Below are 15,284 nucleotides of genomic sequence, written 5' to 3' on the forward strand. Positions count from 1 at the left end.
CCCGGGCACGCCTTGGGGCGCACCCGGTCCGGTGGTAGGTTAGCTGTTCTAGAATCCTCCCTGACCCGGAACCCAGTTGGTTCCGGCAAGCGGTACACCAGCCATGGCGGCCGCTTCGATATTCAGTGCGCAGAGATCCTCGGGTTCGAGGTTGTGCACATGATTTTTGCCGCAGGCGCGCGCAATTGTTTGCGCTTCAAGGGTCATGACCTTCAGATAGTTGGCCAGTCGCCGTCCGGCGGCAATCGGGTCAACCCGTTTCATCAGGTCGGCATCCTGTGTCGTGATGCCTGCGGGATCACGACCTTCATGCCAGTCATCATAGGCACCAGCCGTGGTGCCAAGTTCGTTATATTCTGCTTCCCATTTCGGGTCGTTATCCCCAATCGCGACCAGGGCCGCGGTCCCGATGGAAACCGCATCCGCACCAAGGGCAAGCGCCTTGGCAACGTCGGCACCGTTGCGGATACCGCCCGAAACGATCAGTTGTACTTTGCGGTGCATGCCCATGTCTTGCAATGCTTTTACCGCCGGGCGGATGCAGGCAAGGGTCGGCTGGCCGACATGTTCGATAAAGACTTCCTGGGTTGCGGCCGTGCCACCCTGCATACCATCCAGCACGATGACATCGGCACCGGCCTTGACCGCAAGGGCAACGTCATAATAGGGGCGTGCGCCGCCGACCTTGATGAAGATCGGCTTTTCCCAATCGGTGATTTCGCGGATTTCCTGAATTTTGATCTCAAGATCATCCGGGCCGGTCCAGTCCGGATGACGGCATGCGGATCGTTGATCAATGCCCATCGGCAGGTTGCGCATTTCGGCAACGCGGTCAGAGATCTTCTGACCCAGCAACATACCGCCGCCGCCCGGTTTTGCGCCCTGGCCAATAACGATTTCAATCGCATCGGCGCGTTTCAGGTCGCGCGGGTTCATGCCGTAACGTGACGGCAAGTATTGATAAACAAGCTGGGTCGAATGGCCGCGCTCTTCTTCGGTCATGCCGCCATCGCCCGTCGTGGTCGATGTGCCAGCAGCAGATGCGCCGCGTCCAAGCGCCTCCTTGGCCGGGCCGGAAAGGGAGCCAAAGCTCATACCGGCAATGGTAATCGGAATTTTAAGCTCGATCGGTTTCTTGGCAAAACGGGTGCCGAGCGTCACGGCGGTTTCGCATTTCTCGCGGTAGCCTTCGAGCGGATAGCGCGACATGGATGCGCCAAGGAACAGCAAATCATCGAAATGCGGAACCCGGCGTTTCGCGCCACCACCGCGGATGTCATAGATGCCGGTCGCGGCTGCGCGGCGGATTTCCGAAAGGGTGTAGTCATCAAAGGTTGCCGATTTACGCGGCGTCGTAACGGGATTTTTGTAGGTCATGGTCTGATCCTGTCTTTGGGCTGACGCGCTCGGATTTTTGATCCGCGCGGCGTTCAGCGTGCCGCATCAATAGGCGTCGAAATTATCGACACTGAAGTTGTAAAGCGTTCTGGCCGAGCCATATCGCGTGAATTCCTCGGGCTTCACATCCGTGATGCCTGCATCTGCAAGAAGCTTGGTCAGAAGGTCGATATGTTCCGCCCGCATTTCCTTTTTCTCGCAATCGGCACCGAGGCTTTTGACCGTGCCACGCACGAAAAGGCGCGCTTCATAAAGCGAATCACCAAGCGCGTCACCGGCATCACCCAGGACAACAAGGTTGCCTGACTGCGCCATGAAGGCCGACATGTGGCCGATATTGCCCTTAACGACGATATCGACACCTTTCATCGAAATGCCGCAGCGTGACGACGCATTGCCTTCGATCACCAGCAACCCGCCATGGGCGGTGGCCCCGGCATACTGGCTGGCATCGCCCTTGATCACGACTTTGCCCGACATCATGTTTTCCGCCACACCCGGACCGGCATTGCCATTGACCGTGACGGTGGCCTGTTCGTTCATGCCCGCACAGTAATAACCGACGCTGCCATTAATCGTGACATTGACCGGTGCGTCGATGCCGACAGCCACGGCATGTGCGCCGCGCGGATTGGTGATTTCGAAATCCTCAGGCACACCACTTTTATCAAGCGCATGAAGCGCCTGATTGAGCGCGCGCAGTTCGGTGGTTGCAAGATCAAACACTGGCATTTGTGTTCCTTCCTCATAGGACTGCGGGGTGAGTGCAGTCGGGTCGGTGCGCGCATCGCAGCAGCCGACAGGGTTCGTGTTAATCAGTGTTCCCAGAAATAAACCGTGGCCGGTTCCGGTTCCCACACCTTGGCGTCTTCGATGCCCGGCAGGTTGACCAGTGCACGGTATTCGGAGCCGAATGCGACATAGGCATCGGTTTCCGCCATCACGGCCGGTTTGCAGGCAATCGGGTCGCGCACAACGCCAAAGCCCGATTTGGTGCCAACCACAAAGGTGAAGAAGCCATCAAGGTCATCAAGCGCACTTGTCAGGGCTTCGCCCAGGTTTTTGCCCTTGGCCATTTCGCCGGTCAGATAGGCGGCTGCGACCTCTGAGTCGTTCTGGGTTTCAAGGCGAATGCCTTCGCGGGTCAGTTCACGGCGAAGGTTGTTATGGTTCGACAGCGAACCATTATGCACAAGGCATTGGTCCGAACCGGTCGAAAACGGGTGGGCGCCAAGGGTGGTCACCGCACTTTCGGTCGCCATGCGGGTATGGCCGATCCCGTGGGTGCCGCTCATGTCGGAAATCTTGAAACGTTCCAGCACGTCCTTTGGCAGGCCGACTTCCTTGTAAATCTCCATCGCCGTACCCGTTCCCATGACGCGCACATTCGGACGAAGGTCTTCAAGTGCGCTTCTGGTCGCATCGATCTGATCGCTTGAAACCGTAATCACCGCATGGGTGTTTTTGGGCAGGATGGATGCGTTTTTGATCCCGGCTTTGCGCAGGTCTTCGGTCAGGCCGGCAAAATCTGTTTCCGGCTCCGGAGACTGGATCGTGAGTTTGACCAGATCATTCTGATCTGCGCCATAGATTGCGATGCCCGCGCTATCGGGACCACGGTCGGTCATGGTCACCAGCATTTCAGACAACAACGCGCCGAGCTGTGGTTCCAGACTTTTATCTTTAAGGAATAAACCAACAATGCCGCACATGGCAGGACAGTCTCCATTCTGTTTCTGAAACGGAGACTAACTGTTCGCGAATGCGGAATCAACTATGAAGAATAAAAATTTCTTCTCAGTGAATTGATGTTTTCACCAGAGTGAATGCTTATCCCCGGGCGGGATAGCAGATGATCGATAGGTAACGTATTGGAAACGAAAGAAGTTCTTCCGGTCCGTGGCGGGCATCGGCGTCAAAGAACAGGCTGTCGCCTTCTTTCATGTAGTAAAGCTGATCGCCATGGCGGTAACGAACTTCACCCTCAAGCATATAGATGAATTCCATGCCTTCATGCTGGAATGCGGGGAAGCTGCTCGACTCCTCGGTAAGCGTTAGCAAATAGGGTTCGACCACCACACCGCTGGTGTTGTTATCGATATGACCCAGCAGGTTATATTCATGGCCTGCGCGCGTGCCGCGGCGTTCAATCGCAACACCTTCACCGGATTTTACAAACACCGCATTGCGCGGTTCTTCATAACGGCGAAAGAAATCGGTCACCGGCACACCCAGCGCACTTGCCAGCGCCTGAAGCGAGGTCAGGGATGGCGAGGTCACGCCGTTTTCGATCTTGGAAAGCATCCCCATCGAGATCCCGGTTGCCGACGCCAGATCAGAAATCGTAATGCCAAGCTTCTTGCGGAGCGCTCGGACTTCATGGCCGATGGCAATTTCGAGATTGTTTTCCTTGGGTTCACGAAGCGCGTGCGGGTCCTGGGTGAGGGCGGCGGGTTTGCTCTTGGTGTCCATGCCTGATCCTTGCTCGCTATTGGCGGTGGTCTGCAGTGCTTGTGTTGTTTTGCTATTTGCCATGCTGGCTTGTCCTCCGTCACCGGTTTTGTCCCGGTGCGGGTCCGCTCGTTTCTGGTTTCCTCGAACGGCCACTTGATGCGGCCTGCTTTTTTATCGGTCGTATGCGCCCGGGCTTTTGCCCTTATTGGTCGGCCATACGCCATAGGCATGACTTACACTGGCAGGAAATATTTATCAACTCCAGGGAAAATAAATTTCCGGAAAGGCGATATGAGGGGTGGGGATGGAAGTTGCTGCAATGCCGTATAAAATAGCCTTTAAGGAATAAAAATTGAATAATATGAAAAATAATTATTGCGTTCGCGAACAAGATGCCGCCAAAATATGGAACAAAATAAGCCGATAATAGCGCGCTGATTGTGCGCAAAGGCAATCATATCAGGAGGCCATCACTATGACTGCAAGCTGGAGATTTTCAGCCCTTGCCGATCGGCATCGCGCGCTTGGTTCCAATCTTGAAGACTGGAGCGGGATGGGCACCGCCTGGACCTATGACAAGGATTGGGACGAGGAATATATCGCGATCCGCACCAAGGCCGGGATCATGGATGTTTCAGGCCTGAAAAAGGTTCACATCACCGGCGCGCATGCATCCCACGTGATCGACTATGCCACCACGCGCAATGTCGAAAAGATCTATCCGGGCAAGTCTGTCTATGCCTGCATGCTGAATGATCAGGGCAAGTTTACCGATGATTGCGTGATTTATCGCATGGGGCCCAATTCATGGATGGTGGTGCACGGATCGGGTACCGGGCATGAAGAACTGACCAAGGCCGCCATGGGCCGTGATGTATCGGTTCGTTTTGATGACAACCTTCATGATTTGTCTCTGCAAGGGCCGCTTGCGGTGGATTATCTGGCGGAATATGTACCGGGTATTCGCGATCTGCCCTATTTTCATCATACGCAGACGCAGTTGTTTGGCGCACCAGTAATGATTTCGCGCACCGGCTATACCGGTGAACGCGGCTATGAGATTTTCTGTCGTGGTCAGGATGCCGGGATGATCTGGGATCGCATCGTTGCTGAGGGCAAGGATATGGGCATTATCCCGACCCGCTTTACGACACTTGATATGCTGCGTGTTGAAAGCTACCTGTTGTTTTACCCTTACGATAACTCGCAGATGTACCCGTTTGAAAACGAAGGACCGGGCGATACCCTGTGGGAGCTTGGCCTTGATTTCACCGTCAGTCCGGGCAAGACCGGATTCCGCGGTGCCGAGGAACATTACCGCCTGAAAGGCAAGGAACGCTTCAAGATCTTTGGCATCCTGTTTGATGGCAAGGAAGTCCCGGCCGAAGGGGCGGAAGTGTTCAAGGACGGGGCCAAGGTCGGCGTTGTGACCTGTGCGATGTATTCACCGCTTAAGGATCAGACGATGGCCATCGCCCGTCTGGCGGTCGATTGCGCCGAACAGGGTGTGAAGCTCGAAGTCACAGGTGAAAAAGGCATGCTTGGCGGAATGGCCCATACCATGCCATTTGACGACCCCAAAAAATTGAAAAGAACAGCCAAGGGTTAAGCCACACGACCGGGGGCTGTCAGAGGCCCCCGGATCAAACGCCTGATCCTTGAGGTTTCTGACAGAATGGGACCCGCTACCATGTCTGAGAGTCTTATCGAAGAAAGCATTCTTTCCCGTCCGACCTACGGCACGCTTAAAATCGTGCCGGGTCTGGCGCATTATTTTCTGGCCGATGCATCCGGTGCCGAATGCGTTATCCGGGTCGTGCAGGAACTGCCGCGCGACATGATGGAAAAGGTACATATCCTGTATGTGCCAACCCCGGGCGAGGCGGCCCTGATAACGTCGCTTTATGCGCTGGGAGCCAAGCGGTTCGAACATTTCCCGACCATCGAAGAAGCCGTCGCAAAACTCGGTGACTGGCTATCGGATGCCAAGATGGGGACGCAGCTGTATCTCGCCGGGACCGAAGGCCTTGTGGGGCAGGGCGTTGCCAAGGGTGAGGCATGCGGTCTCGATCATACAGCGGTGCAGTGTGAGCATCGCGGCAGTCTGGCCCGTCGCGTTCAATGCGTCCACTGCAAAACCATGATCGAGGATGTCACGACCCAGCCGGTCAAATGCCCGTCTTGCGATTTGCTGTTGCTCGTGCGTGATCACTATTCCCGACGTCTGGCGGCATTCCAGGGTGTCTGCATCAATGCCGAAGACCCGTCTGAAGAAATCGAAATCAAGGAGGTGTTCAAATGAGTGCGTCCGATCATTTGATTCCGGTGGTTGTCAGCAAGGTGGTCGAGGTCAATCCGATCATCAAACGGTTCGAATTCAAGCATGTAAATGGCGATGAACTGCCCGCCTTTTCGGGTGGGGCGCATATCGTTGTCGAAATGCTTGATGACGGTACGAAACGCAAAAATCCCTATTCGCTGATGAGTTCCCCGTTCGAGCGCGACCAATATGCGATTTCGGTGCGCCGTGACGATACCGGGCGCGGCGGATCGAAATTCATGCATGAACAGGTGCGACCTGGCATGCAGATGAAAATCTCTGCCCCGGTCAATCTCTTCGCATTGGATCTGCGGGCGCGAAAGCACCTGATGATTGCGGGCGGCATTGGGATCACGCCGTTTATCGCACAAATGGCCCAGGCCGATAAACTTGGTGTGCCGTTTGAACTGCACTATGCCGCGCGATCAGTATCACAGGCGGCCTATATGGACAGCCTTGCCGATCGTTTTGGCGATAACGTGTCGTGCTATTGCGATGATCAGGGCGAAAGCGTTGATTTGGAAATGCTTTTGTCCAGTCAGCCCCTTGGCACACATGTCTATGTCTGCGGCCCAAAGGGCATGATCGAACGGGTGGTTGAAACCGCAACCAGTCTTGGCTGGCCCGCAGCACACGTTCATTTCGAACACTTCCTGGCCCCGCCGGTTGGCGAACCGTTTGAAGTGCATCTGGCCAAGGCCGGGATTGATATCACGGTGGGTGCAGAACAGAGCCTGCTTGAGGCGGTCGAGGCATCCGGAACCCCGATCAATTGCATGTGCCGGGGCGGGGCGTGTGGTCAGTGCGAAACGGTGGTTGTCGCCTGCGACGGCGAGATCATGCACAACGACCACTGGCTTGACGAAGAACAGCGTGCGGCAAAGCAACGGATCATGCCCTGTGTTTCGCGGTTCCGTGGCAAACGCCTTGAACTTGATCTGTAAGGGGGATTTCAGTCATGACCATCCAGTTTAAGGACGAGAGCTTCCGCGGTGATTTCACCTACGCCAACAGCCCTTCAAACATCCCGCGTTTTCCGTTCCCGTTCCCGGAAGACGAATACATGTATTCGACCAATATCGAACCGCATCATGCTGCGCGTGTCGGCAGCCCGTTTGAAAATGCGTTTGATGTTGATGAACACTATGTCGCGGAAATGAAGGACCGTGCCCTTGTTCTGGCCGAGGACCCCGGTCGGTGTCAGGGCCTGCCGCATATGGAAACGGCGGGGTGGGATTTCCTTGAACTGGTGATGGTATCCAAGGTACGCGATTATCCTGATCTGTTCAAACTGACCATGGATGGGGATCGCTGGCACTGGATCAACAAACCGCTTCAGATCGACGATACCTTTACCTTTGGCGACAGTTCGACACTGCCCTGCCATCCGATGGAATATATCGGACGTCAGGTACAAGGCGATCATGCCATCCTTGATCAGCGCGACGGCAACCTTTGGATGGATGCCGGGATCATTACGGCACAGGCCGACTGGTCGCTTGATTTCGACATTGGCATGAATTTCTTTGAATGGCATGCACCCGTGCCGCTGGCCCACGAACTGGGTGTGTTCCAGCGTGCGCTGAAATTCCTTTTGACCCTGCCACAGGGGCAGCCATCCCGGCGCCTGAACTGGACGTTGACGGTCAATCCGCGTCTCGATACCAGCCCGGAAAATTATCCCAAATGGGGCCCGGACCGGATGACCGTGACGCCGGAAAATATTGGTGAAAAGGTCCATCTGCGTGTGGAGCTTCAGACGTTTTGGCGTCTGCCGCGGTCCAACGCAATCCTGTTTCCGATCCGAACATATTTGATGGCGATGAACGAAGTGGTGACCCAGCCGAAATGGGGTCGTCGCCTGCATCGTGTCATGCGCGATTTGCGGCCCGAACTTGTCGATTACAAGGGGCTGTCGCGCTACCACCCGATCCTGGTCGAGTGGCTTTCACAATTTGACGACGGGGCGCCGACGTCACCGGGGATCTTCCCCGATTAACGAAGAACGAACCGGCACAAGCCGGGCAGAGGAGACGCATAAACGGCATAACGCTTTTATTGGGGATTTAAGGCTATGACACTTCGTGTTGCGATTATTGGCGCCGGTCCGTCAGGCATGGCGCAGATGCGTGCATTTCAATCTGCCGCCGCCAAAGGGGCCGAAATCCCCGAGATTGTGTGTTTTGAACGTCAGGAAGACTGGGGTGGTTTGTGGAACTACACCTGGCGCACCGGTCTTGATGAATATGGCGAACCGATCCACGGGTCGATGTATCGTTATCTGTGGTCAAACGGCCCCAAGGAATGTCTGGAATTTGCCGATTACACGTTTGAGGAACATTTCGGCAAACCCATCGCATCCTATCCGCCGCGCGCAGTGATTTGGGATTACATCAAGGGCCGCGTTGAAAAGGCCAATGTCCGCCCGTGGGTGCGTTTCAGAACCCCGGTCCGCAGTGTCGAGTTTGATGAAGAAAGCCAAACGTTTCTGGTGACCGCCCACGATCTGAAAAATGATGTGGTTTCGACCGAGGAATTTGATCACGTCATTGTTGCCAATGGTCATTTCTCCACCCCGAATGTGCCGGAATTCCCGGGATTTGATACCTTTGGCGGGCGTGTTTTGCATGCCCATGATTTCCGTGACGCACTGGAATTCAAGGGCAAGGATATCCTGATCATCGGTACGTCCTATTCGGCCGAAGATATCGGATCGCAATGCTATAAATATGGCTGCAAGTCGGTCACGGTCAGCCATCGCACCAACCCGATCGGGTTTGACTGGCCCGATAACTGGGCAGAGGTCCCGCTTCTGACCAAGGTTGATGGCAATACGGCCTATTTCAAGGATGGCTCATCACGTGACGTCGATGCGATCATTCTGTGCACCGGCTATCAGCATCACTTCCCGTTCCTGACTGATGATCTGCGTCTTAAGACCGATAACCGCCTGTGGCCGCTTGGTCTTTATAAAGGTGTCGTCTGGGAAGAAAATCCGAAGATGATGTATCTCGGCATGCAGGACCAGTTCTATACCTTCAACATGTTTGATGCGCAGGCCTGGTTTGCCCGTGATGTCATCATGGGCCGCATTCCCTTGCCATCCAGGGATGAGATGAAGGCCGACAGCAAAGCATGGCGGGATCGCGAAGAGGGTCTTAAGGACGATCACGACATGATCTGGTTCCAGGGCGATTACACCGCCCATCTGATCGAGATGACGGACTATCCGATGTTCGACATCGAAGGGGTGAACAAGACCTTCGAGGAATGGGAACATGACAAGGCCGACGACATCATGGGCTATCGCAACAAGTCCTATCGCTCGCTGATGACGGGCAATATGTCACCGGCCCATCACACGCCTTGGCTGGACGAACTTGATGACAGCCTTGAAGCCTATTTGCAGGTTGAAAAGAAAACGGCTGCCGAATAGGCAGCCGAACTTTCAGGACTTTCAAAGAAGCGGGCGCAAGTCCGCCGTCTCCCTTAATCAAACTCGCAGTCACCCCCACAGTCGATATGGCTGCGGGGTTTCTTTTGGGGTTATAAGCCGCGGGTTTCAGGACCGCGGCTTCTCCTTTTTGGGATCATAATGCGGGAAGGCGGTGATGATGGCGGGCAGGCGGACCATATGTCCGTCAAGCTTGCCAATTTCGACCTCGGTGCCAATATCGGCGTGCGCGATATCTACCCGCGCCAGCGCGATATTCTTGCCCAGAATGGGGGATCGCACAGCACTTGTGATCACACCGATCTGCGCACGTCCGATATGGACGCAGTCGCCATGACCGACGGTGACATTGCCATCAATCTCGATCCCGACCAGTTTGTGCGATGGATGTTCCTTGCGCCGGATCAGGGCGTCACGGCCAATAAAGTCATCTTCCTTGGATTTTAGCGGCACGGTAAAGCCGATCCCGGCTTCAAACGGATCGGTCTGATCTGAAAACTCGTAATCGGCAAAGATCAAGCCCGCCTCGATCCGAACCATATCAAGGGCTCCCAATCCCATCGGCGTCAGGCCATGTGGTTTGCCGGCCGCCCAGATGGCGTCAAAGACGGTGAGGGCATCCTTGGGATGGCACCAGACTTCATAACCAAGTTCGCCGGTATAGCCGGTGCGGGAGACGACAACAGGCACGCCTTTGGCGTCACCAATCCGGCCGATGGTGAATTTGAACCAGTCGACTTCATCCATGGACGGCTGATGGGGTGGGGTCCAGATGGCTTCGCGCAGGATATCGCGGCTTTTGGGGCCCTGAACGGCGATGTTGTGCATCTGATCGGTCGATGAACGGATCAGGACCTGAAGGCCAAGTTTTTCGGCCTGTTCACGCAGCCAGACACCGCTGTAATCATCGCCACAAATCCAGCGGAAGTTATCCTGCCCCAGACGCAGTAATGTGCCATCATCAATCATCCCGCCATGCGGATAGCATATCGCAGAATAGACGACCTGTCCAATGCCAAGTTTTTTGACATTGCGCGTCAGGCAATATTGCATCAGCGCTTCGCTGTCCGGACCGGTGATTTCAAACTTCCGCAAGGCCGACAGATCAATGACCACGGCCTTTTCTCGGCAGGCATAATATTCTTCGATCATGCCATGGCCGGTATATTCATGCGCCAGCCAGAAACCCTTATATTCGACGAAGTTGCGGGTCAGTTCGCTTAAACGCGGGTGGAAGGCAGTTTCTTTGGTCATTTTTGCTTCGGCCTCTGCAGTCGGGCGCCAGGCAACGGCGTGGCTGAATTTTTCAGCACCATCGTAACTTCGGATATGGATGTCGGTCGGTTTCCAGGCATTGGCCGCGGACGTGTCATCCGGGCAGGCCGATGACACACAGACAAGGTCGGTCATCGCACGCAACAGAACATAATCGCCCGGACGCGACCAGGGCTGATCGGCATACATCACGCCGTGATCATCGATGCCGGTATTGAAAAAGAAATTGATCGCCATCCAGCCCGCCCGCGGATCAACGCCATGTTTGGCAAGGGCCGCGTTGAAATTGTCCGTGCAGTTCACATGACCGGGATAGCCGATATCATCGTAATATTTTGCCGCACAGGCCATGGCAAAGGCATCATGACGCCCGCAGGTGTCCTGAATGACCTCGACCAGTGGATCCATGTCCTGATCATAGTATTTTCCGTGCAGGCCCGGCATCGGATAGGCATGGCCCATCAATGTGCGTGTGGTGGTCACATCCAGCGGGTTCTGAATGCCGCGATCAAGTTTGCGCGCATCAAAACACTGAAAATCGGTGCATTGCCGTCCATCAACATCAAGAATCTGGATGTAATCCCCGGCCTTGATTTCATAAGCCTCGGCGGTGGCGGAATGCACGCGTAAATCCACAACCGGATCGGCCAGCGGGTCGGGCAGGGCGAAGCTGTAGGTATCAGAATGATGGGCGCGTTTGATCAGGGCCGTGATCGGTGTTGCGGTATTATGGGCATCAATCCGCATCAGCGGTGCCGGGGTGGCGATGATGACAAACCCGTCAAGCTGGATGGTCAGTTCGACCGTATCACCGGGTGGGCTGGCATTGCCAAAAAGCCGATGGGCAAGACAGGTTTCAAGTTTGATATCGCGTTTGCGCAAGGTCTTGGCAAAGCGCGTCAGGCTGTCATCAAACGGATCAGACAGCAGATCCATCAGACCTTTTGGCGCGCCATGTGCCAAAGGTTCAAAAATCTCGGGCCGTGCGGCACCGGATGGTGTCAGGCCGATCAGCTCGACCGATTGCATGCCTTCACAATTGCGCAGTGCGAGTTGATCGCCCTCGCGCACCGATATCATGATCGCGCCCCGTCCGGGAATTTCATAGCGTTCGAGGTTGCGTGCCATCGCAGTTCGTCCGGCATTGATGATGCGACTGGGGCGCGCAGCGCGGACAGCGTGCGGATAGGTTTCCGGTGTTCGGGCAAGGTCGATCATTGTGGCCTCGTGTGCGGTGAATGATCTGAAAGTGGCAGGCCTGAAGGGTATTTGGTGTTTTTACTTTATCGGGAAAAGGCAGAGAGGCCAGTTTTGACACTGGCCTCTCGCTGTGTCAGTTGAGCAAAGCAATAACCCAAGGGTTCAGGGCGTCATTGTATTGCTTTGCGTCAATCAGATTACATGTCTTTGTAGGCTTTGTTCTCGTGAATGGCCATCGAGGCGATGGTCCAGATGCACACGCCAACACCAACAAGTGTAAGCGCCACGAGCAGAGCCGGTTTGTCAGCAAAGGTGAAGTAGGCTTCTGCACCTTCCCAACTGGTAATCGGAGCTGAGTTCATGTTTCAGTTTCCTTGTTTCGATGTGTCAGAATGATCTTACTCAGCCGGGGTCGGCGAAGTCGGATCGTTGGCGAATGCCGCCGGAACGGTGCTTTCCGGATATGCACTTACCGGTACTTCAGCCTTGTCGAGGCCAGCCACTTCTGCCTTTTCAGACACGCGCAGCAGACCAACAAGCTTCAGCACCAGGGACAGAACGTAACCCGGTGCGAAGCCAAGGATCATGAAGACGACAGCACTTGAAAGCTGACCAACAAACGAGATCTCCGGACCGGCAACGTTCTGATAGCCAGACGCAAAGACACCGGCCATGACCAGACCCCAGACACCGCCAAAGCCGTGGACGGCAACCGCGCCAACCGCATCGTCGATCTTGAATTTCTCAACAAGGATGTCGTTGAGTTTCGGCATGACGCAACCGCCGCCAAAGCTGACGAGGAAGGCAAGACCCGGATAGTAAAGGTCAAGTGCCGGTGCAGAGGAAATCACACCGATCAGGGCACCAGACATCATCCAGAACGGATCACGGGTGACCAGATACGCACCGATCATGCCGCCTGCAACGCCCATCAAGGTGTTGAATGCGAATGCCGACAGGGTTGCCGGGGTGTTGTAAATGGTCATCCAGGTATCGCCGGTATAGATGATGCAGCCGCCAAGGAAGCCGAAGAAGCCCATAACGATAAGCATCAGGCCAATCAGCGACATCGGCATGTTGTGGCCGTTGATATTGTTGACGGTACCGTCGGCATTGAAGCGACCGATACGCGGACCAAGGTTGATCAGAACACCAAGGGTGAAGAAGCCGGCGATGGTGTGAACGGCACCCGCCGCACCAACGTCGTGCAGGCCCCACTCGGTGGTGAGCCAGCCATCCGGATGCCAGCCCCAGGATGCGCCAAATACCCAGACAACAGCGCCGAGGAACAGGGCAAGGATGGTGAAGCCGGAAATACGGATACGTTCGATCACCGAGCCCGACATGATCGAGGCGGTGGTTGCCGCAAACAGCGTGAAGGCCGCATAGAAGATACCCGATGCGTTATCCGTCAGGTTCGGACCCATATATTCGCTCCAGGGCAGGCCTGCCTCGGAACCGTCGGAAATGGTGAAGCCGGTCGGGAACGCAAGATAGATCCACCAGCCGATGTAATAGAAGGCCGGGATCAGGAATGCGAAAGCGATCAGGTTTTTCATACCGGATGCCAGTGCGTTCTTCGCACGCGATGCACCCATTTCATACGCAAGGAAGCCTGCGTGAATTGCAAGCATCAGTGCAGTACACCACCAATAGAAAACTTCGGAATTGATGGTCGTTGCCATGCTGAGCGATGCTTCAAGGCTGTCCAGCCTCGCCATCAACTCTGGTACGGATTGTTCCATTTTAGTCTCTCCATCACAAAATGCCCCCCGATGGACATTCCTTTTATTAAAATTCAATTCCCTGTAGTGAACAAGCGCAAATGTGTTTTTTATTGTGCGTCGCAAAAATTACAGGAAAATCAATGATCTAAAAAAATATAGAATCGATCAAGAGAAAATTTGAACAAAAAATAGACGCTAAAATTCAATGCATATCAAATATGCAGATCGCCGGAGTCGTGCCGATTCCGTCTATTTCCCGGGGTGGGAAATGCATCTTTGGGTTGGGTTTTCTATGTGGAGAGGGTTCGGGTCAGAGACCGCGCGCCTCGCTTGGCTTCACGCCGTAAGCGTCTTTGTAGCTGCGTGAAAAATGGCTGCTGTTGGAAAAGCCGGTGGCAAAGGCGATCTCGGAAATGGTCAGGGCACTTTGCGTCAAAAGCTTGCGGGCATGTTCAAGCCGGACCTGGCGATAGGTTTCAAGAAACGACGTGCCAAGATGCTGATCAAACAGGCGATCAAGCTGCCGTGTTGAAAGTCTGGCAAAGCGCGCCATTTCGTCGCGGGTTTTCGGATCTTCGATGGTGGTTTCCATCTTTTCCAGAACCCGAAGCAATCCGGCATGATGGACGTTATAGCGTTCGGCAAGCGATGCCCGCTGTGGTCCGCCCGATTGTCCGACTTGCGTATGCAGGTACCAGTCCGACACCCGGGTTGCGAAATCCGCGCCAAGGTTTTCGGCGATCATGGCATGCATCATGTCAAGCGGTGCCACCCCGCCGCCGCAGGTGATGCGATCCCCGTCAATGACAAACCGTGCGCGTTGGGGTTCCAGATCCGGAAAGGCTTCGATCAGGGCAGGGGCATGTTCCCAGTGAATGGTGAATTGACGCTGCCCCAGAAGCCCGGCGGCGGCCAGAACATAAGCCCCACTGGATATACCGCCCATGCGCACACCCCAGCGCGCCAGCTTGCGCAAATCCCCCAGCATGCCCGGTGCCTGCCATTGCGATGGATGACCCCCGGCACAGACAAACAGGGTATGAAGGCTGGTGGGTGCCTGCGACAGCGGGGTGGTCGGCACCATGGTCCCGGACGAGGATGTCACATTCCGGCCTGCTGCGGAATAATTCAGAACCTTGTAGATCGGCTGCCCGGCCAGAAGGTTGGCGGCGCGCAGTGGCTCAATCGCCGAGGCATAGGACATCAACGCAAAATCAGGCAGCAACATGAAACCGATATTCTGGGTCGCCGGGACCGGTTTGGCATCAAGCTGTCCGGTGCGCGCGGTGCGTGTGGTTCTGTTTTGGGGGGCTGAGCGCATGACGCCGGTATCCTGCGTTGGGCGACAATATTATCGCGATGTCGCATTTGTGTTATTGGATGTCTTTAATAGACAAGCTGCAATTGCCGTCTCTGTCAAGATTGATTGGTCCTGACCGCACATAACCGATGCGGG

General features: G+C 55.2%; 13 protein-coding genes. 5 read left to right on the forward strand and 8 right to left on the reverse strand.

Annotation, left to right across the window (positions count from 1 at the left end; all coding sequences use genetic code 11):
- Positions 1-48 precede the first annotated feature (48 nt).
- The 4 genes from AC5Q5A_RS12975 to AC5Q5A_RS12990 all read right to left on the reverse strand — a co-directional run bounded on the left by AC5Q5A_RS12975 (position 49) and on the right by AC5Q5A_RS12990 (position 3,933).
- Positions 49-1,377, reverse strand: coding sequence for an FMN-binding glutamate synthase family protein (locus AC5Q5A_RS12975; RefSeq protein WP_063090379.1), 1,329 nt, complete (start codon positions 1,375-1,377; stop codon positions 49-51).
- Positions 1,378-1,443: 66 nt separating this feature from the next.
- A complete protein-coding gene (locus AC5Q5A_RS12980; RefSeq protein WP_063090378.1) occupies positions 1,444-2,130 on the reverse strand; it encodes a GltB/FmdC/FwdC-like GXGXG domain-containing protein in 687 nt (228 codons plus the stop codon).
- 83 nt (positions 2,131-2,213) lie between these two features.
- Positions 2,214-3,110: a class II glutamine amidotransferase gene (locus AC5Q5A_RS12985; protein ID WP_064781945.1), complete on the reverse strand. Its 897-nt coding sequence runs from the start codon at positions 3,108-3,110 to the stop codon at positions 2,214-2,216.
- Between the two features lie 118 nt (positions 3,111-3,228).
- The gene (locus AC5Q5A_RS12990) at positions 3,229-3,933 is read right to left on the reverse strand and encodes a helix-turn-helix domain-containing protein (RefSeq protein WP_338186067.1); all 705 of its coding nucleotides are present in this window, start codon (positions 3,931-3,933) and stop codon (positions 3,229-3,231) included.
- A gap of 394 nt (positions 3,934-4,327) precedes the next feature.
- Here AC5Q5A_RS12990 and AC5Q5A_RS12995 point away from each other — a divergent pair, with 394 nt between their 5' ends.
- From AC5Q5A_RS12995 to AC5Q5A_RS13015, 5 genes are all read left to right on the forward strand, one after another.
- The gene (locus AC5Q5A_RS12995) at positions 4,328-5,461 is read left to right on the forward strand and encodes an aminomethyl transferase family protein (protein WP_008892015.1); all 1,134 of its coding nucleotides are present in this window, start codon (positions 4,328-4,330) and stop codon (positions 5,459-5,461) included.
- Between the two features lie 81 nt (positions 5,462-5,542).
- A complete protein-coding gene (locus AC5Q5A_RS13000; protein ID WP_493895531.1) occupies positions 5,543-6,154 on the forward strand; it encodes a dimethylamine monooxygenase subunit DmmA family protein in 612 nt (203 codons plus the stop codon).
- Positions 6,151-7,116, forward strand: a complete 966-nt coding sequence (locus AC5Q5A_RS13005) for a PDR/VanB family oxidoreductase (protein ID WP_493895532.1) — start codon at positions 6,151-6,153, stop codon at positions 7,114-7,116. Before AC5Q5A_RS13000 ends, AC5Q5A_RS13005 begins: the two co-directional genes overlap by 4 nt.
- Positions 7,117-7,130: 14 nt before the next feature.
- Entirely contained in the window at positions 7,131-8,171 is a 1,041-nt protein-coding gene (locus AC5Q5A_RS13010; protein ID WP_493895533.1) for a heme-dependent oxidative N-demethylase family protein, read from the forward strand.
- Between the two features lie 75 nt (positions 8,172-8,246).
- Positions 8,247-9,608, forward strand: coding sequence for a trimethylamine monooxygenase (locus AC5Q5A_RS13015; RefSeq protein ID WP_417837533.1), 1,362 nt, complete (start codon positions 8,247-8,249; stop codon positions 9,606-9,608).
- 126 nt (positions 9,609-9,734) lie between these two features.
- Here AC5Q5A_RS13015 and AC5Q5A_RS13020 read toward each other — a convergent pair whose 3' ends face one another.
- The 4 genes from AC5Q5A_RS13020 to AC5Q5A_RS13035 form a co-directional block, all read right to left on the reverse strand.
- Complete coding sequence (locus tag AC5Q5A_RS13020; RefSeq protein WP_493895534.1) at positions 9,735-12,119, reverse strand: trimethylamine N-oxide demethylase; 2,385 nt, start codon at positions 12,117-12,119, stop codon at positions 9,735-9,737.
- A gap of 179 nt (positions 12,120-12,298) precedes the next feature.
- Entirely contained in the window at positions 12,299-12,463 is a 165-nt protein-coding gene (locus AC5Q5A_RS13025; protein ID WP_165374900.1) for a hypothetical protein, read from the reverse strand.
- Positions 12,464-12,499: 36 nt separating this feature from the next.
- On the reverse strand, positions 12,500-13,846 hold the full coding sequence (locus AC5Q5A_RS13030) for an ammonium transporter (protein WP_493895535.1): 1,347 nt from the start codon (positions 13,844-13,846) through the stop codon (positions 12,500-12,502).
- 292 nt (positions 13,847-14,138) lie between these two features.
- Entirely contained in the window at positions 14,139-15,149 is a 1,011-nt protein-coding gene (locus AC5Q5A_RS13035; protein ID WP_493895536.1) for a GlxA family transcriptional regulator, read from the reverse strand.
- Between the last annotated feature and the right edge of the window lie 135 nt (positions 15,150-15,284).

Source organism: Thalassospira sp. CA1 (genome assembly GCF_059052855.1).